This is a genomic window from Sandaracinaceae bacterium, assembly GCA_020633055.1.
GTDB lineage: Bacteria > Myxococcota_A > Polyangia > Polyangiales > Houyiibacteriaceae > JADJJE01.
This window is the reverse complement of sequence record JACKEJ010000007.1, coordinates 482,033-507,074: the sequence shown is the minus strand read 5'-3', so window position 1 is coordinate 507,074 and position 25,042 is coordinate 482,033. Positions and strand designations below refer to the sequence as shown.

Sequence of the window (25,042 nt, the reverse complement as noted above, 5' to 3'; positions counted from 1 at the left end):
GCAAGCCGTCAGCGCAGCTGCTTGCGCAGGAACGCCCCGGTCCCGTAGTAGCCGACGTACAGGACGGCGCTGCCCACGTTGCCCAGCGAGATGACCCAGAAGAGGCTGGTGCGCGGCAGGTCGAGGGTGGCCGCGACGACATACGCGGCGGGCAGGATGACGCCCAGCAGCGACGCTGCGTCGAGGACGAGGCTGGAGAGGGTGGCGCCCGCACCCGTCATGGCCTGGGAGAGCACCACTCCCACGCCGAGGAACGCGTAGCTGAACGCGACGATGCTCAGGTACTCGTGTCCGATGGCGAGCACGGCGGGTGTCGTGTCGAAGATGCCGAGCAGCGCGTCGCTGTAGCGCACGTAGAGCGCGGCCAAGGCCAGCATCATGGCGAGGTTGTATCCGGCGGCGATGTACCCCGCGCGCTTGGCCCGCCCTTCGTGTCCCGCCCCGAGGTTCGCTCCCACGAACGAGCTGGCGGCCGCCCCCCAGCCCATGCCCACGAACAGGGCCATCGTCTCGAGCCGCAGGCAGATGCTGTAGGCCGTCAGCGCGCTCTGGTCCGCGATGGTGGTGTACTCGGCGTTGATGAGGGCGATGAACACCAGGATCGCGGAGACGCGCAGCACCAACTGCAGGCTGGCGGGCCACCCGATGCGCAGGAGCGAGCGCAACACGGCGGGGTTGGGGCGCAGGTAGAGAGGGTGGAAACGCGGGCCCCCGCGTCGCCGCGCGAGCAGCCACAGGCCGATGACCACCGGGACGCTGCGGGCGATGACCGTCGCGTACGCGGCGCCGAGCACGCCCAGCCGCGGGATCCCGAACAAACGCGCTACCGGAGCCCCCCACGCGAACACCTCCGGGGAGGGCCCGTCCCCGTAGATGAAGAACACGTTGAGCAGGACGTTCAGCGCGTTCCCCGACACCAGCAGCACCGTGGCGGTCTTGGCGTGGCCCAGCGCGCGCAGGACGGCCGTCAGGTGCAGCAGCAGAAAGATGGAGAAGCTCCCGCCCAGGATGACCTCGAGGTAGGCCGTCGCGACGTCGGCCGTGTCGCCCTTCGCGAACATGAGTCGCCGCACGATGAGGTCGCTGCCGAACCACCCGATCAGGCCGAAGACGACGCTCAGGACGACGACGAGCAGGAGCGATTGGTAGGTGGCCCGACGGACTCCGCTCAGGTGCCCGGCGCCGACGTGGCGGGTGATGAGGGCCACCGCAGCCGTGGCGATCCCGTTGCTCAAGATCGTCGCGACGGCCGCCACCATGTCGCACAGGCCCAGGGCCGCCAGCGCCGCGCTCGAGTCGGGCAGGCGACTGATCATGAACATGTCGACCAGGTTGAAGAGGGTGTGCAGCACCATCCCCACCACCAGCGGACCGCCGAAACGCAACACGCCCAGGGACAAACCCGCGTCGACGAAGCGGCGACGCGCGCGCTGGTTGCTCGTCTCGGTCTCGGCCATCCGCGCGCAGCTTGCCACAGGGGCGAAGAACGCTCATCCGCCCGTTGACCACTGGGCAGTTCCAGTCTACATCCCGTCCACTATGTCGCAGACCTACAACAACGTGCCGATGTCTGACGCCCTCGCCGAGAGCGTGGCCAAGTCCGATGCGTTCTGGAACGGGCCCAAGCTGATCGGCTTGTGCTTCGTGACGTTGGGCCTGTCGTTCGCGCTCCTCTGGTCCATGGCCGAGGGCATCGTGGGCCCCGAGTTCCACAACAACGACATCGGCCACGAGACGCACGACCTCCAATTCGGCCAGGGTCGCTGACACGTCGCCCCCGGAGACACCAGGGACACCGGGGCACCGGAGACACCGGGGCACTGGAGAGACCGGGGTCACTCGACGCGCAGCCAGACCTCGCCGTCCTGTTCGCGCAGCGTGCGCTTGTGCAGGAACGTGCCTCGGCATGGACCCCGCGTACAGAAACCGTCGCTGACCCGATAGAGCGCGCCGTGCGTGCCGCAGCGCAGCGTGTCCGGGTCCCCCGCGAAGAAGTCGCCGCTCCCGCCGTCCAGGGGGATCGGCAGGTGCTTGCAGAGGTTCTCGTAGGCGTAGAGGTCGCCGTCGCGGCTGACTCCCACGAGCACCGAGACGGGGATGCCCATCTCGTTCCGGCCCAGGAACACTTGCCGCAGGACCCCGGCCCGTAGCTCGGAGCGCGGACACACGAGCCGCCACCCGTCGTCCGAACCGCCGGTCACGTGATCTCCTTGTACGCCCTGCGTGCGTTGACCGACACGAGCCGACGGCTCGGGAGCAGCAGCGCGGTCAACTGGCCGCCGTAGACGCAGCCGGTGTCCAGGCCGATCGCCTGATCGTAGCGTTGCAGGCCCCGGATGGCGTCGTGGCCGAACACCACCAGGTCGGGGCCTGTCCAGCGGCTCGCCCATGGGACCCCTTCGTCGGCGCGGAAGCTGACCCGTCCATCGCCGCACAGGCTCCGCATGTTGAGCAGGTGGTTGGGGTCCTGCTTGGCGAGGGGCACGCCCGGTCGCAGCCCCGCGTGCACTACGGTCACCTTGTGTTCGGGGAACTTCAGCGACAGGGGGAGCGCCTCGAGCCAGGCCACGTCGGCGTCTTCGAGCGTGGCGCACACCAGGCGGTGGCCGCGTCCCAACGGACGCTCGAGTGACCGCCCCTCACGCTCGGCACGAAACCACGAGAGGACCCGTTCGTCATGGTTGCCGCGCACGGCCAACGCGCCCAGCTCACGCGCGCGCGCCACCACCCCAGCCGAGTCGGGTCCCTTGGCCACCAGGTCTCCGACGAGCACCAGTCGGTCGCCCTTCGTGAAGCGCACCTTGCGCAAGAGCGCGTCCAGCTCGGTCAGGCAGCCGTGGACGTCGCCGATGATGACGGTCTGGGGTTCATGGGCGAGCACGTTCGGCTCGCGGGGAGGAGAGGCACATCAACATGCGAGAGACGGCAGGGGCAGGATCCGCTGGGTCGTACAGGATGGGCTCAACGTCGCGTGTCTCGCCGTGCTGTGCAAGGGCTTCGTGCGCGCTAGCGGCGGGTCGCGCCACCACGAGGGCGAGCGAGGTCTCGGCGTTGCGCGAAGGGTCGTCGTTCACGTCCGCGACCGCACGCCACAAGGCCTCTTCCTCGGCGCGGGTGGCCTCGTGGCGGTCCCCTACGAACACCACGGCGTCCACGTGGCCGCGCCGGAGGGCACCTGCGAGCAGGCGCACGGGCCCGTCACGATCCGAACTGCACTCGGCCGTGTGCAGGTTGTGGTGTTGACGCATCTCGGCCCGAAGCGCCTCGAGCTCCGTGCGGAGCGGTCCCACCGCGATCACGTGCGCGCCGAGCGCCAAGAGGGCCTCCACCACCCGGTGGCCGAAGGCGCGCTGGGCTCCGAACACGACGACGTGCCGGTGGCGGACGAACACACCGTGGAGCGTACCACCGTCAGTCATCCCGCGCCCTCCGGCGCACGGTGGCGCTCGTCAACGTGGCGTACGTGCGGTACTACCCACGCAGCATGATCAAAGTCGGAAACAAGGCGCCCGCGTTCTCCCTCGACTCCTCGGACGGCGGCAAGGTCTCGCTGAAGGACCTGGCTGGTCGCTACGCGGTGATCTACTTCTATCCGAAGGACAGCACACCGGGCTGCACGACGGAGGCCCTCGCGTTTCGCGATGCGCGCGCGGAGCTGGACGCTCTCGGCGCGACGGTGCTCGGCGTCAGCAAAGACTCCATCGCGTCGCACTGCAAGTTCCGCGACAAGCATGGGCTCGACTTTCCGCTCTTGTCGGACCCGGACGGTACGATGATCGAGGCCTACGGCGCATGGGGCGAGAAGAAGCTCTATGGACGTGCCTTCATGGGCATCTTGCGCTCCACGGTCGTGGTCGGTCCCGACGGGCGCGTCGTGGCGCACTTCCCGAAGGTGAAGGTCAAGGAGCATGCGGCCGAGGTGCTGGAGGCGCTGCGCGCCGCAAGGGCGGCGAAGTAGCGCCTGACGATGGGGTCAGGGTGGTGTCCACCTCCCACGGTCCGCCGTCGGTGCGGATGGTGACGCCGCCCACGTGCGAGGTGAGGTAGAGCGGTATGCCCAGGCGTGCGTAGCGCTCCACGACGTCTTCGTGCGGGTGGCCGAAGCCGTTGTCCCGACCCTGGCTCGCCACGGCGAACGAGGGGCCGACGGCAGTCAGGAACGACTCCGTGGACGAGGTCCGGCTGCCGTGGTGCCCGACCTTGAGCACGTCCGCGCGTATGCGCTCACCCATCGCGACCAGCGCCGCCTCGGCCTCGTGCTCCGCGTCTCCCACGAAGAGCACGCTGCGGCCGGCGTAGCTCAGCTTCATGACGAACGAGTTGTCGTTCGCGTCGTGCCCTGCGTCGAAGCGCGGGCACGGCCACAGGAGCTCCATGCGAGCGCCCCCGAGGTCGCGGGACCCACACAGCGAATCCGGGCCGCGGACCGAGATGCCACGGCCCGCGAGGCCACGCAGCAGCTGGGCGTAGGGCATGTCGGGGTGCTCGGCCTGGCCTTGACCCGTGTCCCAGACCTCGCTCGGCTGCACCGACGCGAGCACGCTCGCGAGCCCGCCGAAGTGGTCGGGGTGCGGGTGGCTGATCATCACGGCGCGCAGCGCGCTGCGTCGACGCGCCGCGAGGAGCGGGGCCACGACGTGCGCCCCAGGGTCCGGCACGCCCCCGCCTGCGTCGATCAAGAGGGCCTCTCCGTTTGGCAGGTCCACGATGGCGCTGTCCCCCTGACCCACGTCGAGGAAGGTCACACGCAACGCGCCTTGCGGCTGCTCCTGGTGTCTCAGCGCTGCCTCGGACGCGACGAAGAGCACGCACGCCGTCGCGAGCGCCAGCGCCCTCGCGCGACCGCGCACCGCCAGCAGCAGCATGCAGGTCGCGCCAACGACGAGCCCCTCGCTCAGCGTCAACGGCGGGAGCCCCAACCCCCAGGCGGGACGCGCGAAGACCGTGGCTCCATGCACTAGAGCACGGCAGACGGTCGCGAGCACGGGGCCGCTCAGCGCGCCGGCCGCGGTCGGGAGCACGCACGCCAGGAGGGCATGCACGTTGGCCAACGGGACCACCACCAGCGCGCCCAAGGGCAGCAACACGAGGTTCGCGAGCAAGCCCAGCAGCGGGACGCCAGAGAAGCACCACCAGGTCACGGGTGCCGTGGCGACGGTGGTACGCCACGTGATGCTCCAGGCGGTGGCGAGCGCCGGAAAGCGCGGATCCTTGGGACGCTCGGCGGTCAGGATGGCCGCTGTGGCGCACACCGACAGCCAGAACCCTGGGTTGACGGTGGCGCGCGGGTCGAGGAACGCGAGCACCAAGCAAGCGGCCGCCATCAATCCCAGCGGTCGAGGCCGCCGCCCGACCGCCGCGAGCGTCATGCCCAGGCACGCTGTGAACGCCGCCCTCATGGCACTCGCGCTCCCTCCCGCCAGGTTTGCGTGCAGCAAGACGCAGGGGACCCCAGCGAGCGCTGCCCACCTGTCGGGACGGAGGACGTCGAGCCGCACGAAGAGACGCCGCAGCAGCCCGACCATGAACATCCCGACCAGGCCCACGTGCAGGCCCGAGACGGCCAACAGGTGCGCCATGCCGGCGTCTCGCATGGCGTCGCGCTGCTCCTGATCGGCCGCTGCGCCGTCACCAAGGACCAGCGCCACCGCGAGGCCTGCGACGTCATCCGGCAGGGTCTGATCGAGGCTCGCGCGGAGCGCCTCACGCGCCCATGCGACTGCCCGGCCCACGAGCGGTCGCGAGAGCGTGGTAGGGGGACCGTCGGCGACCGAACGGCCCGCGGCCGCGAACGTGGCGTCCACGGGCCAGACTGGGTGCGGCGTCCGGTTGTGGAACGTCGTGGGGGGCCTCAACCGCACCAGGGCGCGTACACGGGACCCTGGGACGAGCGCGTCGTCCGCAGGGAAATCGACACGGACACGTTGGTCCACGAGTTGGGCTGTCCGGCGGCCATCGAGGGCGACGCTTCGTTCCACACGTAGTGTGACCCGCTGGTCTTCGGAGCGGCGACGCACCGAGAGCACCTCGCCGGTGAGTCGGTACAGCCCGGGTGGCGCGGCCTGGCTGGGCAGCACCCCGACGGAAAGCCCCGAGAGGGCGGCGAGGAGGGTGAGCGGCGCCAACCAGAGGCGAGCGCGGAGCCACCCCCCGAGCAGCGCGAGCAGCGTGGCGATGGCCAAGGCCAGCGCGGCTGGCCACACGCGAGGGGTACATTCGTTGGCCACGCTGAGGAAGACACCCAGCACCCATGCTCCGACGAGCCACGGCATGCGGGATGGGGGAGCATGCGCCGTGCCGCGGTGGGGTGGTGGGACGCGCTCGCCTCTTGGCGCCCTGGCGCGTGGCGGCCGCCGCGCCGCGCCGGCGCCCACCGGGCTTGTGCCAGACCCAATGAATGCATGATTCGTATACCCCGTCTGTGGTACGTTCCTGCTCAAGGTGGACGGTCACAGGGCCGCCGCTGGGGGTTACTCATGCACGCCAGAAAATCACGACTCGTCGCACTCGCCCTCGGTCTGTCCGCGCTGTTCGTCAGCGTCGGCGCCGAGGCGCAACGCCGCATGGACGAGCCGGCCTACAACGAGGCCGTCCAGGCGCTCAGCGCTGCGGACGCGGACGCCCGGATCGCCGCCGTCGAGGCCATCGCTCGTGGGGGATGGCGGTTCAGGCGGCAGGCGGCGCCACACCTGCGTCGTCTCATCCGTCACGACCCGGACTGGCGCGTGCGGGCGTCGTCTGGACGTGCGATTGGCCGCTTGAGCCTGCGTGAGGCGGTTCCCGACCTGGTGCGGGCTCTGCGTGACCCCCAGGTCGACGTGCGCATCGTGGCGGCGGCCGCGCTCTGGCGCCTCCCCGACGCGGCGGCCGTGCCGGCGCTGCTGGACCTCCTGAACGACGCCGACCCGACCGCCCGTCAGTGGGGCGCGCTCGCGTTGGGCGTCACCGGCGACACCCGCGCGACCGAAGCGCTGCTGCGTCTCATGGACGATCCCGCTCCTGCCGTGCGCCTGGACGCCCTCCGTTCCCTCGGACGCGTCGCCGACCCTGCCGCTCTCGAGCGCCTAGTCGCGTTCATCGTCGACGTGAACCGTCCCGAGGATGAGAGGCTGGAGGCGATCAACGCGCTCGCGTCGTTGCGAGGGCCAGACAAGATGAACGCCCTCATCCGTCTCCTGGACGATGCGAACACGAACGTCCGGCTCCACGTCGTGAACGCGCTCGGTCAGGTCGGGGACGCGCTCACCGTGCCCACGCTCCGCAGGCGGCGCGGCTCGGAGACGGTCCCCGCGATTCGGACCGCCATCGACGAAGCCATCACGGCCATCGAGGAGCGCGCCCGCGAACGCGCTGCGGAGGCAGCCGCAGGGAACTGACTCGGGGGCAGCGGGCGGACGACGGGCAGCGACCGAGACTCGATCCTCAGCAGGCCGCGATGGCCTGCTTGCGGTCACCACTGTCCGCAGCGTTGTCGGAGGCTCCGCGACTGTCGACCCCCGCGCTCGCGCCGAGCGTGGCCCGCTTCAAGATGGCCTCGCACAGCGCGGTGAAGTCGTACCCCGCCGCGCCGGCGATCTTGGGGAGTAGGGAGGTGGGTGTCATCCCTGGCAGCGTGTTGACCTCGAGCACGTACTCGTTCTCACCCTCTGTCGCCAGGATGTCGACCCGAGTGGCACCCGTCGCGTCCAAGCACCGCACCGCGCGCTCCGCGATGTTGAGCACGCCCTTGTAGCGCGTCGGTGAGAGACGGGCGGGGAGGTGGTACTCGCTCTGTCCCTTCTGGTACTTGGACTTGTAGTCATAGAACCCGGCCGACGGGACGATCTCGATGGCACCGAGCGCACGCCCATCGAGGACACCCACAGCGATCTCGCGGCCTTGGACGAAGCGCTCGACCAGCACGGAGTCATCGAAGCGACTGGCTTGCTCCACGAGCTGCTCCAGCTCCGAGAGGTCCTTGGCGCGCCCGGCGCCCACCGATGAGCCGGCGCGGCGGGGCTTGACGAAGGCCGGGAACCCGAACGAGCCGTGGATGTCCGCGATGCGGTCCGTGTCGTCGCGGCTCACGCAGTAGTAGGGGGGCGTCGGGACGTTGTAGAGGCGGAAGAGCTCTTTGGCCTTGAGCTTGTCCATGGCCAGCGCGCTCGCCATCACGCCAGAGCCCGTGTAGGGGATGCCCAGCAACTCCAACAAGCCCTGGATGCAACCGTCCTCCCCATAGGTGCCATGCAGCGCAATGAACGCGACGTCGACCGGGGTCTGACGCAGCACGCGATCGATGTCGCGATCCACGTAGATCTTGGTGCAACGATACCCGGCGGCCGTGAGGGCCTGGTAGACGGCCTCACCGCTGGCGATGGACACTTCGCGCTCGGCGCTGAGGCCTCCGAGCAGGATACCGATGTGCTTGTTCTTCATGGGGGATTGCTCCGTGGGGATGACCTTCCGGTACCAGCTTTGCGACGAAGTGGTCAAAAAAGTGGCCGTGAAGCGAAAGAGGTATGGGGCGAATCGCCCGACGGGACAACGAGGGGCGGTTCAGCGCATGTTCCCGGGTGGGACCGGAGGCTCCGCAGCAGCCTCTACGCCCCCGTCGAGTTGCTCGGCTGCGGGCTCCGCGGCCCGCAGCGGGCTAGGAGCGGCCGCGCCGAGCGGCAGGAAAACGGTGATTGGATGATTGCCAACGCCCCCGTCCGAGCGGAAGACGCGCAGGGCCATGGTGCGCCCGCGGACCACGTCGAGCGCTGACGGGAAGGTCTCGCGTGTGAACACCACATCGACCCACGACTCCCCGGACGAGTGCTGACACACCACGCTCAGTCGGTGACTGGCGCTGCCCGGGTATGGCGCTGGGGAGCGCGGGACACGATAGCGCACCTCGGTGTCCTCCAGCGCGCGCTCCTCGTCGCGCTGGGCTTCGATGACCCCGTCGGCGATGCGCTGGATCTGGCCCGCGTAGGTCACGGCGCACGTGCGCACCTCGTGGTCGACCGGGGGATCGTCGAACGGATCCGCGACGCCGGGCTCCTGCGTGATGAGTCGTCGTGGCGCATCGGGAGGAGAGGGGCCCACCGCAGCGACGACGTCGACCGGGGTGTAGTCGTCAAACCCTCCCTCACCGGCGAGGACGATCGTACGCAGCCGAGTGCCCACCGTGATCTGTTCGCTCAGATCCTCGCGATCCTTGCGGAAATAGAGGTCGGCCCAGCCTTCTCCGGTGGTCCCTGCGCAGCGCGCGTGGCGGGCCGCTGCGAAGGGCAGACGGTACCCGTACACCTCTTCCGGACGCAAGCGCCGGACGGCGCCGAGCATGACCACGTCACAGAGTTGCTCCGTCCCCACGTAGGACTGCGGGAGCAGGCGAGCCACGCGGGGGTCGAAGGGGAGCTGTGCGGCGGGTGCTGGCAGCGCAGGGGCGGCCACGTCGTACTGCACGGGCGGCGCCGTGGAGCTGACGGGTTCGTCGAACAGCCCACACCCTCCCAGCAGCGCGAACGCGAAGGCGATTCGGAGGGAGGTGCGGGGGACTGGACGCATGGTGAAACGGGTCGAGGCGGCCGCGCCGCCGGGTCAGCGGCTGTGTTACGCCATTCGGGATGACGCTGCCATTGCTTTACTTCCTCGGCGATGGTAGTCGACACGGGTTCGGGGCGCCTCGCGCGCCCTCGCTCGTCGTCATGCGCGCTACTGCCTCGCTCCACACTCGCCTCCCTGCTGCGACGGTGGGACCGGAACCCTCCGGGCCCGCGGTGTCGGCGGGGCCTCCGAGTCTCGTGGTTCTCGATGCGTCGAGGGGTCTCGCCGCCCGACGCGAGCGGGGCAAGGGCGGCATCGCCGGCGAACCGAACGTGCTCTGCCCGGAGAGTGCGCGGCGAGTCCCCAGAAATCGCTGGGGTCGCGGCGCCTCGTACAGAGCGAAAGCGTCTTCCGCCTCACGTGCCACGGCGCGTGAGGTGGCTCGCCTCGCGGTCCCTCGGGTCGCGGGCGCAGCTGCCCCCTCGCCGTTCCCGTCCCGCGCGTCGCGTGAGGTGGGACGAGGGTCAGGGCGATCGCTCCACCGGGCTCATCCACAAGAGGTCAATCATGACGTTTACGGAAGCTGCGGTGGAGGTTCTGCGCCTCGTTGGTAAGCCGCTCCACTACAAGGCCATCACCGACATCGCGATCGAGCGGGAGCTCCTGTCGCACCTAGGCAAGTCGCCCGAGATCACCATGAATTCGCGCCTCGCGACGATGGTGAAGAAGGATCGGGGCGACGCGCCCATCATCAAGGTCAAGCCTGGCGTGTTCGGGCTCCGCGAATTCGACGCGGCGGTCATTGACGCCGCCATGCACGAGTCGGGGCAGGACTTCGAACTCCCCGAGCCCGAGGTCGTGGAGGACGACGAAGAGGAGAGCGATGGGGCGGCGCAGGCCCCCGAGGGTGAGGCGGCCGAGGCCAGCGCGCCCGTGGAGAAGCCACGCCCAACCCAGAAGCTGCCTGGGCAAGACGTGTTTCCCGAGGAGGAGGACGACGACGAGCCCATCCTGGCCAACCTGGGCAACGGTGGGAGCGAGAGCGACGGTGACGACCGCAACCGCAAGCGCCGCCGTCGTCGTCGTGGCCGTAAGGACGGCGACGGGGATGTCGAACAGGATGGCGCCGCGGCCGACGGGCGCCGCGATGCAGCCGGGCGTGGCGAGCGTGACCGTGGGGCACGTGATCGCGATCGGAACGGCCGCAACCGTCGAGATCGTGGAGGCGAGCGTGGGGACCGAGTACGAGCCGGGCGTGACGTGCTCGGTGACTGGGAGCGCGAGCCCGGTGAAGGCGAGACGGTCGGCATCGGCCTCGTCGAGGCTCTCGAGCGCGCCCTGAGCGCACGCCAGGGACCTGCTCGGTCTCACGAGCAGCTGGCCCAACTGTTGGTCGAAGAGGGGAGGCTGCAGGGCAGCGCCGCGGCGCTGGCGCCTACGGTCGCCGCAGCCGTCCGCGCCGACAACGCGCGGGCTCAGCTCCAAGGCGCCCGCCCACGCTTCCGCGTGTGGGGGGATGCGGTGGAGCTCACTGATTGGTCTCTCCCGAACGACGCATTGCGGGCGGAGGCAGAGCTGCGTCGCGCGCTCGCGCGGCAACAGGACGCTGTGCGGCGTGGGTTCCTGCGCATGGTGGGGGATCTGCCGAACGCCGGATTGCTGGAGTTGGTGGCGAGCTGGCTCAACGCCGAGGGGGTGGTCGGGCTGCGCGCCGTGCGGCGACCGGGGAGCCAGCGCAACGAGTTCCACCTCGCGGGCACGCTGCGCCAGGGGCCGCACGAGCTGCCGCTGGCCGTGATCGTGTATCGAGAAGGACACATCACACGAGAGCGCGTCGTGGACGTCCGGGGCAGCCTGCACCACTACGGGAACGCCCGTGTGGCGTGGCTCGTCGGTTTGGCCCAGGTGGTCAGTGGGGCTCGCGAAGAGGCCGCGGTGCTCGACGCGACGCCCTGCGCGTTGCTCGATGGCGCAGGACTAGCAGAGGCGATGGAGCGCGTCGGCGTGGGCATCGTCTCGCATCAGGTCCGGCTCAGCGGCATCGACGCCGACTTGATGGACATGCTCAAGGGCCCTGGTCGCACGCGGCAGGTCGAGGTTGTGCGCACCGAGGTCGCGGACGATGACCCGCATCGAGACGAAGGCGAAGGCTCCGAGGACGAGCCTGGCCAAGACGCGGAGGACGGCGCCGAGGGTTCTGGTGGTGGTCGTCGTCGGCGGCGGCGCCGGCGGCGCGGCGGGGGTCAGGACGACCTGGCGGCGTCCGATGTGGACACTAGCGAAGGAACTGGCGAAGACGCGCTGGCATCAGAGGCGTCTGACGAGCAGGGCGACGGTGATGATGCGCCAGCCGTGTCCGACGATGACGACGACGAGGTCTTGATCTCGGCAGAGGCGTCGGAGAACGAAGACGACGCCGACGAGGACTCGGACGACGAGGACTCGGACGACGATGCAGACGACGAGGACTCGGATGACGACGACGCAGACGACGAGGACTCGGATGACGACGATGCAGACGACGAGGACTCGGATGACGACGACGCAGACGACGAGGACTTGGATGACGACGATGCGGACGACGAGGACGACGAGGACTCGGACGACGACTGAGCTTGTTTGTGTGATCTAAATTACGCAATAAGCTCTTCTCGGGGGGTGTCGGGTGGCGCGGGGTGTGAACTACCCCTACGCCCGTACCCCACCCCCCGAGGAGAGCCATGACCCATCCCCCCACAGGCCCGCACGGGCACACGTCGTTCTCGCGTTCCGTGCGTCGGACGGGCTCTCACGCCACCGTGCTGTCGGGCTGCTGCCTGACGTTGCATCTCGCCCTCTCTGGGGTTGTTGCGGCGCAGGTGGGAGGCGGGGAGAGCGCCGAGGAAGCGACCGCGCTGTCCGTTGCGCGCGCGTTCGACGAGCGCCTCACCATCTGGCAGGCCCCGGACGGACGTCGCACGTACGCCTCGCACTGCCGATCGGCCCCGGCCGGGTGCCGCGCTCGAATTGCCTTGTACGCACGGTTGATTGCCCGCATTTCGCGAGTCGAAGACGTTGACCCGTTCTTGGTGGCGGCCGTGGTACTGCGGGAGAGCGGACTGAACCCGTTCGCCGAGGGGAGCGTGGGGGAGCGCGGCATCGTGCAGCTCCACCCGAGGGGTGCGGGGGCCGACGTCGAGTTCGTTCAGAGCGAGCGCTACCGTCGGCGCTGCCGCTCGGCGGCTGACGCATGCCAGGAGGAGGTGCTGCGTGTGGGAATCCAGCTGCTGGCCAACTCCATCCGTCGTTGTGGGAGCGTCGAAGCTGGCCTGGGGATGTACAACGGCGGCACATGCCAGGCCACGAGCTACAGCCGGCGGGTGTTGACGGAGCGCTCCCGCCTCCTCGAGCTGGCCAAGCGGGGCGCGCCGCAGGGTGAAAGCCAAACGTCCCGCTGACGTCGTACACCGGCGGCTCGGGTCCGTACGGCTGAGGAGGCGAGGACGACGCGATGGCGGCGCCCTGCGCTGCCACCGCGATCCCCCCTGGGCATCTCGGTCGCGGCGCGCACCCGACGGTTGGTGCGGTGCTTCGATGCGGTCAAACGGCGCGAGGGAGACGCGTCCGCAGTAGACCCTCGGCGGCCAGCGAGAGCGCAGCGAGGAGCAAGAGCGTGGGCACCCACGAGCGTCGCCGCGCAGCGCCCGCCCCCCTCTCCGCTTCAGCCGGAGTCCCTTCATAGGGGCTGCTGCGCAGGTCCGACTCGAGAGGGTCGATCCCGACAGTGAACGAGAGGCGCTCGGACACGACACCGTCGAGGCGCACGGTGTAGTGACCTGGTGCCCGAGTGGACGTGAAGACACCTCCTGCGGGCGCGGGGAGCTCTTCTCCCTCGGGAGTCGTGACGGTCGCGCTCACGGGCGCGGAAGGGATGGCGAGCTCCGCCGGTTCGCCTGCGCGCGGAGCTGTCGTCGGGCGTCGCGCCCCGAGCAGCCACCGCAGCGTCTGCTCGATGAGCGCCACGAACTCGGGCGTCAAGGGGAGCTCCCCCCACGCTAGGTCGACCGTCGTCGTCAACACGGCGCAGCGCCCCTGGCCGAGCGCTCGCCCGGCGAGCAGCGGGCTACCGTCAGAGAAGCGAAGCAGTGAGCTGGCGCCGAGCTCGAGCGCCCCGACCGGCAGCCGTCGCTCCACGCGCGATGACGGAACACTCGCGAGCGGTGCCTCGCCGACGACCGCGCCGACCGGGGCTGGGCTGCTCGGCTCGAGGCGGCCCGGCAGACAGTTGGGGAGGGCCGCTGCATACGAAGCGATCTGAACCTGGTCCCCTGCGGTGACGAGCACCGAACCCCCGTCGCGGACGAACGTCTCGAGGCGAGCTCCTTGCTGCGGCGTGAGCGTGGCGACGTTCGCGAGCACCAACACGTCCAGTGTGTCGAGGGCGCTCGTCTCGATGGAGGCTGCGTCCAGCATCGTGATGTCCAAGGTGAGGTCGGACGTCGCGATGGCGTCCAGGGCGGCGCGCAAGAACGTGACTTCATCCATGTGTGGCGAGCGATGAGGGGACCCATTCACGACCCCTACGTGCGCGGCCACGCGTCCGTCGAGGGCCACGACGCGCTGGTCGTCCCCTGGAAAGATGTCTCCGTCCGTTTCGAGTCGGACCAACACGCGACGATCGCGCGTCGCGGCGTCGGCCGACTGCTGCGGAAGGCTCAGCCGAACGGTGGCGACGGGCCCCTCGAGCGTCGTCGGGGCGCTCGCCAGCTCGCGGCCAGCGCCGTCGGTGACGACGACGCGACATGGGATGGGGTTCTCGGCTCGCTCGGGCTCCGGGTCGACGTCGGTCGGCGTGCGCGCCACGGTGGCTTGGAGCAGGAGTTCGTCTGCGGTTTCGTGGGAAGGGGTGACCAAGACGTCTCGGAGCGCCAAGTTCGGCCCGATGCGTGGGGCGATCGGCATCACCGTGAGCGAGGCGCCTCGTGGGGGTGGAATGCCACCCTCCGGCACGGTCCCGGCGCGGAGGTCCGAGAGCACGAGGATTCGGAGGTCGTGTGCGCTGGCGCTGCTGAGCTCCCGACGCGCACGCTGGACGGCCGTGATCACGTCCGCGTGTCCTCCCGAGGGGGCGAGCCGGTTCAGAGCGTCTCGTACGGCGTCCGTGTCCGAGGTGCGCGGGACGAGCACGCGTACGGGGGCCGCGGCCAGCAGCACCATCGCCTCCGACCCAGACGGGAGCTCGTCGAGCGCCAGGTGGACCGCGGTCCGTGCCGCGTCGAATGCGTTCGTGTCTGCGCTTCGGACACCCATGCTGGCGGAGTCGTCGAGCACGATGGCGAGGGCCACGGCGTCGTCACCATTCGCGACCGTGTGGGTCAGAGAGTACGGTCGCGCGACGCTGCCCAGGAGCAGCGCCAAGGCCAGGATGCGCAACAGGAGCAGCAGGAGGTCCGCCACGCGCAGCCGCTGGCGGCTCTCGGCCTGGGCGTCCCGGAGGAGGGACAGCGTCGGCAGTACGACGACACGGAGATCGCGTCGCCGCATCAGGTGGATGGCGATGGGTGCGCCCGCCAACACCACGGCGAGCAATGCCAAGGGTGCTTCGAACCCCACGTCAGGTTCTCCCGCGCGGACCCGACGAAAGCAACCGGGCGAGCGCGAGGGCCGGTGCCTCGTCCGTGCGCGTGAGCACATAGCGTCCGCCCGCGGCCGTGATCCCCCGCTCCGCGTCTGCGCAGAAACGTGAGACGCGGTCGCGATAGCGCGGACCCACGACGGCGGGGTCCGCGTCGGTGGGTGGCTCACCCTCGAGGCCCTCGAAGCGAGCTGGCTCGGTCCCGGGGAGCAGCAGCTCCGTGCGCGTCAACGTGTGCAGCACGAGCACGGTCTGGCCCCGTCGCGCCATCAGCGCGATCGGCGCGCACCACGGCGGAGGCACCGCGCTGGTCGCCAGACCGTCTGGGTCGAGCAGGTCGCTGGCGAGCACGACGACCCCATGCCGGTGGCTGCGTTCGGCGATGCTGGTCAGCGCCGTGGCGAGGCTCGTGGCTCGGGACGCGGAGCGCTCGGGGGGACGCTCGTTGGTGGCGAGCGATCCGAGGAGGTCGTCGAAGTGGTCGGGCCTCGAGCGAGGGGGGTGGCTCAGCTCCGCGTCACGGTCGACGTAGGTGAGACCGAACGCGTCGCCCTGACGCAGCAAGAGGTACGCGAGGGCCGCGAGGAGAGTCGCGGCATGCTCGGCCTTGGTCGGCGTCTCGGCGGGGGGCGGATCGCCGAAGTACATGGAGCTCGAACGGTCGAAGGCGAGCGTGGCTCGCAGCTGAGCCTCGTGCTCGAAGTGGCGCACCGTGGGACGGTCCGTGCGTGCGAAAGCGCGCCAGTCCAGGCGGCGCGGGTCGTCTCCCGGGCGATACTCACGGTGCTCCACGAAGACCGCGCTGGCGCCGTGACGCACGCTGCGGTGATGGCCAGCCAGCAGGGCATCTGCAGCTGCGCGTGCGCGTAGGCTGAGCAGGGCGGCACGCGCCGCGACCTCCTTCGACAGAGGCCGTCTCTCGACCACGGCCGCCGCTGGGCTCACGGGCGAATGCTCTCGAGCAGCTGGTCGATCAGCGTGTCGGGCCGGACGCCCTCGGATTCGGCTCGGAAGCTCACGACCAGTCGGTGTCGCAGGACGGCCTTGGCGATGGCGCGCACGTCCGTGGTCTCCGCGGCGAAGCGACCGTCGAGGGCAGCGCGGGCCTTGGCGCCGAGCACGAGGGCTTGGCTGGCACGCGGGCCTGCGCCGAAGGTGACGTACTCCCGCACGGCGTCGGGTGCGCTGGGGGCGTCGGGTCGCGTCGCGCGCACGAGCGCGACGGCGTGGCGGACGACGTGGTCTGCAATGGGGACACGCGGGACCAGTGCCTGCAGCGCCAGGATCTCGTCCAGGGAGAGCACGGCCTTGGGGGCCTCCGTGATGGGCGATGTCGTGCGACGCACGATCTCGACCTCGTCCTCTTCGCTGGGGTACGCCATGTCGATCTGGAGCAGGAAGCGGTCGAGCTGCGCCTCGGGCAGGGGGTAGGTGCCTTCCTGCTCGATCGGGTTCTGGGTGGCGAAGACGGCGAACGGCGGAGGTAGCAGGTAGGTGGAGGAGCCCGCGGTGACACGGCCTTCCGCCATTGCCTGCAGGAGCGCGGCCTGTGTCTTGGGCGGGGTGCGGTTGATCTCGTCGGCGAGCAGGATGTGCGTGAAAACAGGTCCCTTGACGAAGCGGAAGGCGCGCTTGCCGTGGTCCCCCTCTTCCAAGACGTCGGTGCCCGTGATGTCGCTGGGCATGAGGTCGGGTGTGAACTGGATGCGGCTCGTGTCGAGTGACAGCGCTTCGCCCAGCGTCGTGATGAGCAGTGTCTTGGCCAGCCCGGGGACGCCTACGAACAGCCCGTGGCCGCGGGCGAACAGGGTCACCAGGAGCAACTCGATGGCGTCGTCCTGACCCACGATCCGCTTCTTGACCTCGCGCAGGATGCGGTCCCTCGCCTGCCCCAGCGCCGCGATGCGGTCTGCGTCGCTCTCGGCGTTTACCTGAGCCGTGGAGGGGGCGGTCGCTGCAGGGGAACCTGCAGGGCGCCCCGCAGAGACCGATGCGCTCTCCGAACCTGGCGCTCCGGTGGCCACGGCTCGAGCGGCTGGAGTATCCGCGGACGACGGCTCCGGGGCATCCGTCGGGAGGAGGGTGTCGTCGGGGAGCGGCGCGTGGGCGTGGGTCATGGCGGGAATCGGCAGCGAGCCTCGCGCGCTCGCTGCGCTCGTCATACCGTGAAGCGGCCACGACTTCACGCGATTGTTGAGCGTTCTCCAGCTCGAGGAGCCTCCAGGGGGCTGGGGGGGCATCGAACGACGCATGCAGGACCTTCGCCTCGCCCTCCTCGGGCGGCGCGTCGCCGAGGGTGGAGCTCCAGGGTCAGTGGCGAGCGAGGCTGGCGCAGCGCGTGGCCTCGTCACTCCGCTGGGACTCGCTGCCAACGCTCGCGAGCACGCAGTGCGGGCTCGGGTCGAATGGGTTGAGCCGGATGGCCTGCATGGCCATCTGGCGCGCCTCCTCGCTCTGCCCCGCGGTCGACAGGGCCTCCGCCAGCAGGGCGTGCGAGGGCGCGTACTCCGGGTGCGTCACGACCACCGGCCGGAGCGCGGTGACGGCGGTCTCGGCTTGCCCGCTCGCGAGGGCCGAGCGGGCGAAGCGTGCCGCCACGACAGGGTCGTCCGGCGCGATGCGCAACGCATGGGCGTACTCCGTGGCTGCGGCACCGAATCGTCCGCGTCCGAAGAGCAGGTCACCGAGACGCAGCCGACGACGGGCTTCGTTGCTCAGCGCCGAGACATCTTCGCCGCCTTCGCTGGCATCGCCCAGGCCCGGCTGGGCAGCCACCAGCCTGCGTGGCAGGAGCCGCGGCGCGCCGGGGGTTGGTCGGGCACGCACCTGCGTGCGCCATGCGTCTTCGAGCTCGGCGAACGTGATCCCCGCGACGCCCGCGAACGCCTCCTGTGCGTCCTCCCCGCGTGCGAGTCGCTCCACCAAGGCCAACAGCGCTGCGTCACCGTAGCGCGTGTGGAACCCCTCCACGAAGGTGGAGACCTGCGCGAACGCCAACGCGGCGTCCCGTTGGGACGGAAGCAGTGCGATGGACGGATGCAGGCGTTCGAACGGGAGCAGGGCGCGCGCCGAGGCGGCCTCGTGGAGAATTCCTGCGCTCACCGGGTCCAGTGTGAAGGCGCTGCGGCCGCGCCGGTACCCCGTCTCCAGGTACTTCGCGATGCCCTCGTGGACCCAGACTGGCGCCTTGTCACGCGTGGCGCGAGCCAGGACCAAGTGCACCAATTCATGGGAGATCGTGTCGGTCCAGGCGTACCCGTGAGCCAACGCGCGAGGGGAGGTCACCATCAGCCGGTCCCACTTGCAGAGGGCGATGGTGCCGGAGCGCGCGATGTCGGTTACTGTCAACGATGATACCTGCGCGAGGCTTGCGGCGTCTGGGTAGAGCTCCAGGCGAATCGGGCCAGGGTGCCGGTATCCCAGCGCACGACTGATGAAGCGGTCTGCTGCGGCGAGCGCGTCGAGTGCGTAGGGCACGAGGAGCGCGTCGGGACCGGCTTGGTATCGTACGCGGTACCTGCCATCCGACGAAGCACTCTCGCGCATTGGAGCGACCAAGTCGCGCGTCGCGGTCGCGATGGGCAACAGCTCAGCGGCGCCCCCCGCGCTGCCTGCGCGCGTGAGCAGCGCGACGGCCTCTCCGTACTGCCCCTGGTGGAAGGCCACTACGCCCGTCAGTGCTAACACACGAGGCTCGTCTGGAGCGTTGGCTGCAGCGACCCGTGAGAGCTGCGCAGCGTCTTCCAGGCGTAGCTCCGCCACGGCAAGCTCCGCGGCGCGGACCTGCCCGTCCAGAGAGGCGGCAGTGCCGCGCTGCGCGTGGCCGAGGTGGCCGACAGCGACCACCGAGAAGACTAGCGCGATGGCCATGGCTGCCCGAAGTGTTCGTCGTGCTTTCACCGGAGCAGCCTCTCGTAGTAGCTGCGCGTGGCCTCGTCGTATCCCTCCGGCGCGCCTCGCTCCATCGCGTCCAGCACCCGGCGCCGGAACTGACCGGGCCCTTCGTGGTCATCTGCGGTGGGGATGGCGACGCGTTGTCCGGGGGGCGCCGTCCCGGCCCCACCGCGCCCACCGCCCGAGCCGCCACCGCCGCCGCCGCGGCTCTGTTCCTCCAGCTCTTCGCGCAGCTCGCGCAGCGCCTCGGCAGCTTCGGCCTGCTGGGCGCCGGCGCCCACGGCGTCGAGTCGACGGAGCGCGCGCTGGGCATCCCGCATCTGGGCCCCGACACGCTCCAGCGCGGAGGCAGCCTCCTCGCTCAGCGCCTCTCCACCGGGCCCTTCACGGAACCGCTGGGCGAGGCCGGTCGTCGCGTCCTGAGCTCGTTCCTGACGCGCAGAGTCCTCCCGCAGCTGTGCCGCCTCGGCGGCCTCGAGGTGCTCGCGTAGGTTCGGGATGCTGCGGTCCAGCTCGCCCTCGAGCGCAGCGATCCGGCGGGCGGCGGCGCCGACCTGCTCGGCAGCGTCCGACGTGCGTCCGTTGGCGCCGCCGAACATCAGGGCCGACAACTCGAGGTCCCGTGACAAGCCCAAAGCGTCGGCGCGCGCCTCTGCGACCATGCGGCGTGCCTCGCCGAGGTCACCAGCCTGCAGCGCGTCTTCGGCGTCCACGAGACGCTGCCGGGTGCGAGAGAGGCTGTCCCGATCACGCGCGCCGATGCCGCCCTCCGGCACATCGGCCAGCGTTCGCCTCGCCGTGGCGAGCTCCGCGCGGACGCGACGCGTGGCGGCCGACCCGTCTTCACCCGCCGCGCGCAGGGCGCGTGCGGCCGCGGCTCGCCGGGTGCGATCCGTGCGCTCCGAGAGGACGCGCTGCTCGGTCTCGAGTCCGTTGAGCGCGTCCAGCGCTTCCGCGAGTGCGCGATCCTGGGCTCCGAAGTGCTCCTCGCCGTACTGCTCTTCGACGTTGCCGAGCGAAGCGATGAGCTGGTCGATCTGGCGTTCGAGGTCGTGCATGTGCCGGTCGGCTGCGTCCAGATCGTCGCTCCTCAGGGCCTGCTCGAGCGCACCGAGCGCGTCGCTGGCCTCGCGTTGCATGGCACCCTGGTTTGCGAACTCCGGCGGGACGGTGGCTGGGTCGATCTCTGCGATGCGCTGGGCCAGCTGAGCGAGGCGGTCTCTGGCGCGTCCGATGGCCGCGGCCACGGCACGGCGCGCCTCCTCCGTGTCCGCGCGCCGCAGCTCCGCCAACAGCGATGCCAGCTCGCGACGGAGCGCGAGGAGTTCCTGGGCCAGCTCTGCCGCGTCGTTCAGGCGCGCCTGTGTCTCGTACGCGTCCAGTGCGAGGACGATGTCTTCCAGCACGGCGGCCTGTTCGTCGTCGCGCGCCGCTCGCTCGCGCGCCGAACGCCCGGTGTAGGCACGCGCCTCACGCTGCATGCCACGTTCGAGCCGCTGCACCTGGGCTCCAATGGTCACGTCCGTGCCGCTCTGCGCCGTGGCGTAGGTGCGCAGCGCGCGCAGCAGGCCGCGCTCGAGGTCCGTCAGGTGGGCGTGGCGTGCGAGGTCGGTGGCGTCGCTCCTGTCGGGACGCTCGAGGGGGTTCTCCAGACGCTCGGCCAGGGTGTCGAGGGCGGTCCCGAGCAGGGCCTCGAGGCCGGCCAAGAGCTCCCGTCGTCGGGCACCCGCCGACGCGACGCGGAGCGTGAGCGGCTCGGAGCGCGTGACGTGGGGACCCGAGAGGACGTCGCCGTCGTGTACCTCGAGGGTGACGGTGATTGGGTCGCCCGCTTGCGCGCCGACGTCGGCGGGCACCAAGTCGACGCTCCCTTGGACCAGCACACGGAGATCCGTGCTCGGGTGGCTCGCGAGCCGGCGGTGCTCCTCCGTGCCGTCGGGGCGGGCGATCAACAACAGCACCTCGGTGACGCCGACATCGTCCGTTCCCGCGTAGCCGATGCGGGTCGGGAGGTCGAGCGGCAGGTCCCCGGCATCGGCGGGACCGGCCAGGGTCGCCACAGGTGGCTGGTCCGCCGTGACGCGCAGGGAACGTGTGCGACGGTCTGCCGCGCGCTCGGCTCCCGTGTCTGGGATGACGACGACCTGCATGGCGCCCGCTGTGGTGGCGACGAACTCCGCGCCGTACCACACGCCCTCCGACGGGCCCGAACCGAGCGGGAGCAGGCGCACCTCACCGCCGGGGAGCTGCAGCGTGGCGGTCGACGGGGCGCTGTGGAACCGCACCCGGTAGGCGATCGATGTCCCGTGGGGCGCCTCGATTGCGTCCGCTCCCAGCATCTCGAGTGGTTGCCGCCCGCGGTAGGCGGCGAAGCGCAGCGTCGCTGCGGTCTCGGCGACGAGATCCGCGCGACGAGGCCCGCGCTCGTTCGGCTCGAACGCGTGGATCAGCCCGTACGCCCCCGCTCGACCGCGTGTGCTCCCCAGAACGACCGTGGTGCACAGCGCCACCGCGGCCAGCGCGAGCACCAAGCGGGGGGTCAACTCCCGACCGAGGGGCGCAGCGACGGCGAGCGGCACCTGGCCGAGCTCCTGCTCGACCGCCGCCCGGTGCGCCCGCACCAGCGCCGGGCTCGCGCCTCGCGCGCTCTCCGCCAGCTCGAGCACCGTCCGTGCGCGGGACGCCAGCTGCGGCGAGATAGGGCGTAGCCAATCGGTGATGGCCGCGCCTCGCACCCCCCCCGCCCGCCGACTCTGGAAAAGCGCGCTGGTCACCCCCGCGATCCCGCTCAGCAGGAGCACCCCGATCGCCAGCGTTCGCGCTGGAAGCGGGCCGACCGCGACCGCCGCGCACGAGAGGCACAGCGCCACGGCGGCCAGCCCCACGCAGGCCGACCGGAGGCCTATGAACACGAGGGCACGGCGGCGCACTCGCTCCAGGTAGGCCTCGGTCTGCGTGCTCGCGCTCGACACACGCGGACGATAGCGCGTGGAGCGTCCTGCGTCCTGGGACTCCGCGTTGACCCGGGATCCTTCGGCCACGTATAGTCGCGCTCCCTGTACGCGACCGCACGACCTGAATCGACCCCTCATGACTCGAATGAATGCTTCTCCCGACCGCGATCTCTTCCTGGCGGCGATGGTCGACGACGCGGCCGACGGCCAGCGCGTGCTGTGGGTGGGTGACGCCCACAGCGCGGGGCCCTGGACCGTGGCGACGCGCGCGGAGCGGGTCGTGGTGCTGGATACGGGCGACGGTGAGTACCCAGAGCGCGAGGAGACCGATGGTGAGCTGGTGGTGCGTGCGTTCTCGGACGGGCCGCCGAGCGACCCCTACGACGTCGCCGTGGTCGCCGAACTGTCGGTGTTCCGCAGCCTGCGACCCGCGCTCGAGCGGCTCGAGCGCTTGGTGGGAGACGGGCTGCTGATCCTGGCGACGGACCCGGAGCGTGGACTCGAGCCCGAATTCGTCCAGGATTGCGTGCGCGACGTGTTCGGGGCGGGTCGCTGGTTCGGGCAGAGCGGCTTCGTCGGTGACACCGTCGCCGAGCTGGGTGCCGACGAGGTGCGGGCCGCAGCGGTGGACGCGGGGCTCGTTCGTGGCGCTTCGTCCGTGGGGCGGTTCATCGCTGTAGTGGGGGGCGACCGAGATCGGCTGCCGGGCTACCTGGTGGTCCAGACCGCAGCGGGTTCGGATGCGGTCGAGAGCGCCACGTCGTCCTCTTCGGCGCTTCGCGATCTTGGAACAGGCAGGCAGGACGAAGATCACGACGTCGACGCGCCCGACAGCGAAGACGACGATGAGCTCGAGGAGCTGCGCGAGCAGCTCGAAGCCTCCGAGGAGTACGCCGAAGAGGTCGAGCGAGCCCTGGCAGCCCGTGACGCCGCGTTGGCGCGCGCCGAGGACGAGCTCGACCGACTACGTGACGAGTTGACCGCCCGGTCCGCTTCGCCCGCTTCCGTCGATGATGCTCCGGAGTCGGACGCCTACGACGACTTGGAGCAGCGATTGCGTGAGGTCGGTCGACGTGCCGCGGCGCTGGAGCAGGAGATCGACCGGCGCGGGACGCTGGTCCGGGATGCGGTGGAGGAGGCCGATCGACTCCGTCGAAAGCTCGGGGACGGTGGCGGCCAGAGCCGCGCGGCGACCGGGGCGGTGCTGCCCGCGCCCGCGCTCACGGGGCCCTCCCTGGCCGAGCACGCACGCCTCGCTGCCGAGCTGGACGCTGCGCGCTTCGAAAACGACGCGCTTCGGGTCGCGTTGGAGGGCGCGTCAGGCGAACGCGCTGCCGCGCTCGAGCTCGTCGAGGCGGAGCTCATGGGGCGCGTCCGCGGCTTGCGAGCGCGCGTGGCCGAGGTCAGCGAGCTCTACGACACCGCCCGCGCCCGTCTCGCGTTGACCGAGGCGGACGTCGACGACGCGCGTGAGCGCGAGCGGCGGCTCCTGGGTGAGATCGGGGAGCTGCGCGAGCGCTTCGAATTCGAGCTGATCCGGGCTCGCAGCGCCGAACGCGAGCCCGCAGCTCTCCCCGACGAGGTGCGGGAGCACATCGCAGCCCTCACGCGCAGTGAGGCTGCCTTGTCGCAGCGCGTCTCTGCGCTCTCGCTCCAGCTGGCCGCAGCGCGTGACCTCGCCGCCGGGGCGCCGTTCGAGGGGCGTATCCGCGCGCTCGAGGGGGAGGTCGCCGGCTTGCGCCTGCGCTTGGACGAGCGCGAGCGAGCGCTCGCCGACATCGGGCGGGTCGGCCTCCTGGCGGCCGAGGAAGCTCCGAAGGCTGCCGCGCCCGCCGTGACCGCCGACGTGGTCTCCCCCCGCGACGCTGGACGTGGCGAACCGCACCCCGCGGGCGCGTTGGCAGAGGAGCTGGCGACGCGTCTGCAGGCCGCCAACGACGCCATCGACCAGCTGCGTACCCAGCTGGGCCTCAAGGACGGCCTGATCACGCGGTTGCAGCTCGAGCTCAGCGACAACGAGGCGACCACCCGTTCCAGCGAGGCGGAGGCACACCGGTTGCGCGAAGAGAGTGAGCGACTGCGCGGGGCGCTCTTGGCGGCGTCTGCGGCGGTCGACGAACGGGATACCCTACGTCGCGAGAACGAGTCGCTGGCCAAGAACGTCACGGAGCCCAGCCGGGTCCAGGCGCTGGAGCGCGCTCGCGACGAGGCGAAGGCCGCTGCCGAAGCGGCGCTCCAGGAGTTGCTGGCGGCCCGCGCCGAGACCAAGAAGCATGCGGCCGCGTCCGACGCCAGTGAGGCGCTGAAAGCCGAGCGTGACGTGCTGCTCGGACGCGTCGCGCAGGCCATCCAGGCGCGTGACGAGGCTCGGCTCGCGTTGCGCGAGACCCACGCGATCTTGGCAGAGGCGCGGCTCGACACCGAGTCGCCGCCCCGGACGCCGACCGCCGTGGGCATCGACGCGCCATCTGAAGAGGAGGGAGGGGACGATGCGCCTGCCTCGACGAGCCGCGAGGCGGAGGATGCCGTGCAGGCCTATCTCGAGCGGCTCGAGACCCTGGAGAGCGAGCTCGCCGGCCAAGAGACGTTGATGCGCTCGCTCACCGCGCAGCTGGAGGAACGCGACGACCGCATTCGAGCGCTCGACCGCAGGCTCGCTGGGGTCTCGCCAGAGGGCTCGGACGCCGAGGCGTCGAAGCGCACCTTGCTCGAGTTGGAGGAGCGCGTCGCCCGTTTGAGTGAAGAGCTCCACAACGAGCGCACGAGCCGCCTCGGAGCCCAGCGACGGGTGGAGCAGCTGGAGCGTACGACCGAGGCCGCGCCCGACGTCAGCGACATGCTCGCTCGGCTGAAGGCGCGGGAGAGCGACTTGAACGCCGCCGAGGCGCGTGCGAAGTCCGCTCAACGTGACGTGGACAGCCTCCGCGCGGTGCTGCGAGAAGCCAGCGAAGGGGTAGAGGCGCTGCTGTCGTCGGCTACCGCGAGCGGTGACCCCGCCACGGCGCAGCGCTTGGGTGAGCTGCTCACGCAGCTGGGGCGCTTCTAAGTCTCCTGGCATCGGGTT

Annotated in this window: 18 protein-coding genes; 6 read left to right on the top strand and 12 right to left on the bottom strand. The window is 70.6% G+C overall.

The window, feature by feature from the left end:
- Positions 1 to 8 precede the first annotated feature (8 nt).
- Complete coding sequence (locus H6726_15615) at positions 9 to 1,457, bottom strand: MATE family efflux transporter (protein MCB9659079.1); 1,449 nt, start codon at positions 1,455 to 1,457, stop codon at positions 9 to 11.
- 109 nt (positions 1,458 to 1,566) lie between these two features.
- Here H6726_15615 and H6726_15610 point away from each other — a divergent pair, with 109 nt between their 5' ends.
- Entirely contained in the window at positions 1,567 to 1,767 is a 201-nt protein-coding gene (locus H6726_15610) for a hypothetical protein (GenBank protein ID MCB9659078.1), read from the top strand.
- Between the two features lie 68 nt (positions 1,768 to 1,835).
- On the opposite strand, the gene H6726_15605 is transcribed toward H6726_15610, so the two are convergent.
- The 3 genes from H6726_15605 to H6726_15595 are packed head-to-tail and all read right to left on the bottom strand — an operon-like array spanning position 1,836 to position 3,419.
- Entirely contained in the window at positions 1,836 to 2,201 is a 366-nt protein-coding gene (locus tag H6726_15605) for a Rieske (2Fe-2S) protein (protein ID MCB9659077.1), read from the bottom strand.
- On the bottom strand, positions 2,198 to 2,881 hold the full coding sequence (locus H6726_15600) for a serine/threonine protein phosphatase (protein ID MCB9659076.1): 684 nt from the start codon (positions 2,879 to 2,881) through the stop codon (positions 2,198 to 2,200). The genes H6726_15605 and H6726_15600 overlap by 4 nt, the downstream gene beginning before the upstream one ends.
- Positions 2,868 to 3,419 carry an SDR family NAD(P)-dependent oxidoreductase gene (locus H6726_15595; protein MCB9659075.1) on the bottom strand — a complete coding sequence of 184 codons (552 nt, stop codon included), beginning with the start codon at positions 3,417 to 3,419 and terminating at the stop codon, positions 2,868 to 2,870. Before H6726_15595 ends, H6726_15600 begins: the two co-directional genes overlap by 14 nt.
- Before the next feature lie 65 nt (positions 3,420 to 3,484).
- Between H6726_15595 and bcp the strand changes: the two genes are divergently transcribed.
- Positions 3,485 to 3,958 (top strand): thioredoxin-dependent thiol peroxidase, encoded by a 474-nt coding sequence (gene bcp / locus H6726_15590; GenBank protein ID MCB9659074.1) that lies wholly within the window; start codon positions 3,485 to 3,487, stop codon positions 3,956 to 3,958.
- Here bcp and H6726_15585 read toward each other — a convergent pair.
- Positions 3,900 to 6,272: a DNA internalization-related competence protein ComEC/Rec2 gene (locus H6726_15585; protein ID MCB9659073.1), complete on the bottom strand. Its 2,373-nt coding sequence runs from the start codon at positions 6,270 to 6,272 to the stop codon at positions 3,900 to 3,902. The genes bcp and H6726_15585 overlap by 59 nt on opposite strands.
- Before the next feature lie 204 nt (positions 6,273 to 6,476).
- On the opposite strand from H6726_15585, the gene H6726_15580 reads away from it, so the two are divergent.
- The gene (locus H6726_15580) at positions 6,477 to 7,376 is read left to right on the top strand and encodes a HEAT repeat domain-containing protein (protein MCB9659072.1); all 900 of its coding nucleotides are present in this window, start codon (positions 6,477 to 6,479) and stop codon (positions 7,374 to 7,376) included.
- A gap of 46 nt (positions 7,377 to 7,422) precedes the next feature.
- On the opposite strand, the gene H6726_15575 is transcribed toward H6726_15580, so the two are convergent.
- The gene (locus H6726_15575; protein MCB9659071.1) at positions 7,423 to 8,418 is read right to left on the bottom strand and encodes a D-alanine--D-alanine ligase; all 996 of its coding nucleotides are present in this window, start codon (positions 8,416 to 8,418) and stop codon (positions 7,423 to 7,425) included.
- A 120-nt stretch (positions 8,419 to 8,538) separates the two neighbouring features.
- On the bottom strand, positions 8,539 to 9,537 hold the full coding sequence (locus H6726_15570) for a hypothetical protein (GenBank protein ID MCB9659070.1): 999 nt from the start codon (positions 9,535 to 9,537) through the stop codon (positions 8,539 to 8,541).
- Positions 9,538 to 10,083: 546 nt separating this feature from the next.
- On the opposite strand from H6726_15570, the gene H6726_15565 reads away from it, so the two are divergent.
- Positions 10,084 to 12,129 carry a hypothetical protein gene (locus H6726_15565; GenBank protein MCB9659069.1) on the top strand — a complete coding sequence of 682 codons (2,046 nt, stop codon included), beginning with the start codon at positions 10,084 to 10,086 and terminating at the stop codon, positions 12,127 to 12,129.
- A gap of 107 nt (positions 12,130 to 12,236) precedes the next feature.
- Positions 12,237 to 12,953, top strand: coding sequence for a transglycosylase SLT domain-containing protein (locus tag H6726_15560; GenBank protein MCB9659068.1), 717 nt, complete (start codon positions 12,237 to 12,239; stop codon positions 12,951 to 12,953).
- Positions 12,954 to 13,095: 142 nt separating this feature from the next.
- Here H6726_15560 and H6726_15555 read toward each other — a convergent pair whose 3' ends face one another.
- From H6726_15555 to H6726_15535, 5 genes are all read right to left on the bottom strand, one after another.
- Positions 13,096 to 15,090 (bottom strand): VWA domain-containing protein, encoded by a 1,995-nt coding sequence (locus H6726_15555; GenBank protein MCB9659067.1) that lies wholly within the window; start codon positions 15,088 to 15,090, stop codon positions 13,096 to 13,098.
- Between the two features lie 19 nt (positions 15,091 to 15,109).
- Entirely contained in the window at positions 15,110 to 16,075 is a 966-nt protein-coding gene (locus tag H6726_15550) for a DUF58 domain-containing protein (protein ID MCB9659066.1), read from the bottom strand.
- The gene (locus H6726_15545; protein MCB9659065.1) at positions 16,072 to 17,247 is read right to left on the bottom strand and encodes an AAA family ATPase; all 1,176 of its coding nucleotides are present in this window, start codon (positions 17,245 to 17,247) and stop codon (positions 16,072 to 16,074) included. The genes H6726_15550 and H6726_15545 overlap by 4 nt, the downstream gene beginning before the upstream one ends.
- 193 nt (positions 17,248 to 17,440) lie before the next feature.
- Positions 17,441 to 19,000: a hypothetical protein gene (locus tag H6726_15540; GenBank protein ID MCB9659064.1), complete on the bottom strand. Its 1,560-nt coding sequence runs from the start codon at positions 18,998 to 19,000 to the stop codon at positions 17,441 to 17,443.
- Between the two features lie 26 nt (positions 19,001 to 19,026).
- On the bottom strand, positions 19,027 to 22,065 hold the full coding sequence (locus H6726_15535; GenBank protein ID MCB9659063.1) for a DUF4175 family protein: 3,039 nt from the start codon (positions 22,063 to 22,065) through the stop codon (positions 19,027 to 19,029).
- A gap of 49 nt (positions 22,066 to 22,114) precedes the next feature.
- On the opposite strand from H6726_15535, the gene H6726_15530 reads away from it, so the two are divergent.
- Positions 22,115 to 25,024, top strand: coding sequence for a hypothetical protein (locus tag H6726_15530; protein ID MCB9659062.1), 2,910 nt, complete (start codon positions 22,115 to 22,117; stop codon positions 25,022 to 25,024).
- Positions 25,025 to 25,042: the final 18 nt, after the last annotated feature.

Coding starts and splice junctions, on each gene's coding strand:
- H6726_15615 (MCB9659079.1), bottom strand. CDS start 1,457: ATGGCCGAGACCGAGACGAGCAACCAGCGCGCGCGTCGCCGCTTCGTC.
- H6726_15610 (MCB9659078.1), top strand. CDS start 1,567: ATGTCTGACGCCCTCGCCGAGAGCGTGGCCAAGTCCGATGCGTTCTGG.
- H6726_15595 (MCB9659075.1), bottom strand. CDS start 3,419: ATGACTGACGGTGGTACGCTCCACGGTGTGTTCGTCCGCCACCGGCAC.
- bcp (MCB9659074.1), top strand. CDS start 3,485: ATGATCAAAGTCGGAAACAAGGCGCCCGCGTTCTCCCTCGACTCCTCG.
- H6726_15585 (MCB9659073.1), bottom strand. CDS start 6,272: ATGCCGTGGCTCGTCGGAGCATGGGTGCTGGGTGTCTTCCTCAGCGTG.
- H6726_15580 (MCB9659072.1), top strand. CDS start 6,477: ATGCACGCCAGAAAATCACGACTCGTCGCACTCGCCCTCGGTCTGTCC.
- H6726_15575 (MCB9659071.1), bottom strand. CDS start 8,418: ATGAAGAACAAGCACATCGGTATCCTGCTCGGAGGCCTCAGCGCCGAG.
- H6726_15570 (MCB9659070.1), bottom strand. CDS start 9,537: ATGCGTCCAGTCCCCCGCACCTCCCTCCGAATCGCCTTCGCGTTCGCG.
- H6726_15565 (MCB9659069.1), top strand. CDS start 10,084: ATGACGTTTACGGAAGCTGCGGTGGAGGTTCTGCGCCTCGTTGGTAAG.
- H6726_15560 (MCB9659068.1), top strand. CDS start 12,237: ATGACCCATCCCCCCACAGGCCCGCACGGGCACACGTCGTTCTCGCGT.
- H6726_15545 (MCB9659065.1), bottom strand. CDS start 17,247: ATGACCCACGCCCACGCGCCGCTCCCCGACGACACCCTCCTCCCGACG.
- H6726_15540 (MCB9659064.1), bottom strand. CDS start 19,000: ATGGCCATCGCGCTAGTCTTCTCGGTGGTCGCTGTCGGCCACCTCGGC.
- H6726_15530 (MCB9659062.1), top strand. CDS start 22,115: ATGACTCGAATGAATGCTTCTCCCGACCGCGATCTCTTCCTGGCGGCG.